Source organism: Mesorhizobium sp. LNHC229A00, from assembly GCF_000502415.1.
Lineage (GTDB): Bacteria > Pseudomonadota > Alphaproteobacteria > Rhizobiales > Rhizobiaceae > Mesorhizobium.
The window spans coordinates 1-1500 of record NZ_AYWQ01000070.1 but is presented as its reverse complement, the minus strand read 5'-3'; the positions used below and the strand labels follow the sequence as shown (position 1 = coordinate 1500).

Below are 1500 nucleotides of genomic sequence, written 5' to 3'. Positions count from 1 at the left end.
GAAACATCATCTCGGAATTCGCTCCGCTTGCATTGATTCGAGCATCCAAATCATCTTGACGAATTTGGCTGATCTGTAAATTGCTTCAGAATTATTCTTGTCCTTGGATGGTTACGATGGACAAAAGCGCGCGCTGGCAAGGTTCAAGGAATGTGCTTCTGGCTTGACTGCGGACATAATATACGGTCTTCTGTCATAGATGAGCGTTTCGCAGCGTGTGAAGCGCTCCCTCCAGATCGAGATGGGAAGCCGTATCAATGGCTAAATTCTTGATAGCTAAGCTCGCGTCGGCCGCAGCACTTGTTTCCACCTCGATTATGCTAAGTGGCTGCCAGACCTCTGCTGGAAAGCCAGTCGTTTGCGATTCTGGTTTTGAAGCTCTAAACGGTCGCTGCTACAAGGTAGCGGGCAAGACGGCTCAGACGCGCGGCTCCGAACATGGCAACAGCTCGGCTTATTGAGGCAAATGGACGGCCGCTGAATGGTTTGCCATTGTTGTCGGTGGGTACGTTTTCTATCAGGATTGGTCCCGCGATGGCGGCGTTCTGCCGGCCATTCCGGTTCCTTCTAGTAGGCGCGTGCCTGTCTGCGGCTGTACCAATGCNGTTCCTTCTAGTAGGCGCGTGCCTGTTTGCGGCTGTACCAATGCCGCTTTCCTATGCACAACAAGGTAAAAGCGTAGCGCTTGTCATTGGCAATGCAAGCTATTCCTCACTCCCTGCGGACAAGGATGCAGCGAGTGATGCCAGGACAATTAGCGATGCTTTGAAGGTGATCGGTTTCGAGGTCGAGACGGTATCCGATGCCACGAAGGCGGACATTGCACAGGCGATCTCCGCGACGAAAGGTCGGCTTGGCCAGGGCACGACGTTGCTGGTCTATTTTGCTGGTCACGCTTTGCAGCTCGACCAGAAGAATTACCTCGCGCCGATAGACCTGAAACTGGCGGGTGCGGATGATTTGCTGACTGCCGGCGTCCCTTTGGAACAATTGCTCAACGAGTTGGGCGGGAGACCTTCCGCTTCAACGATCGTGATCGTCGATGCGGCTGAGAAAAACCCTTTTAGGAGCGGCAAAATTACAAACGCAGATGCGATTAGCGATGGGCTCGCGCGCGTAACGAACCTGCCGTCCGGCACTCTGCTGGCGTTTTCCGCCGCGCCCGGTTCAGTGGGTACGAAGAGCGGGAACTATGCCGGGGCGCTTGCCAACGCATTCAAAGCGCGCGGGAAGGGTTTGGACGTGATCCTCAAGATGGCCCGGGCCCGCGTGGTGGTCTCAAGTGGCGGAACTCAGATCCCTTGGGATACCACGGCATTGCAGCAGAGCGTCATCCTCTACCCGGATGAGGATAAGCCTGTCGCTGTCGCTCCGAACGCCTGCGATCTGGCGGCGGGGCATCCTTCTGACCCGGAGCGCGTCGGCCCAAGTGTGGATTATGCCAATCTCGATCCGCAGATCGCCATACCGGCTTGCGAGAAGGCGGTTGCCGCTGAGCCC

General features: G+C 56.2%; 1 protein-coding gene. It reads left to right on the top strand.

Going from position 1 to position 1500, the window contains the following annotated elements; translation table 11 throughout:
* Positions 1-645: 645 nt before the first annotated feature.
* On the top strand, positions 646-1500 hold an 855-nt coding region (locus X742_RS140560; protein ID WP_198019288.1), incomplete at its 3' end, for a caspase family protein.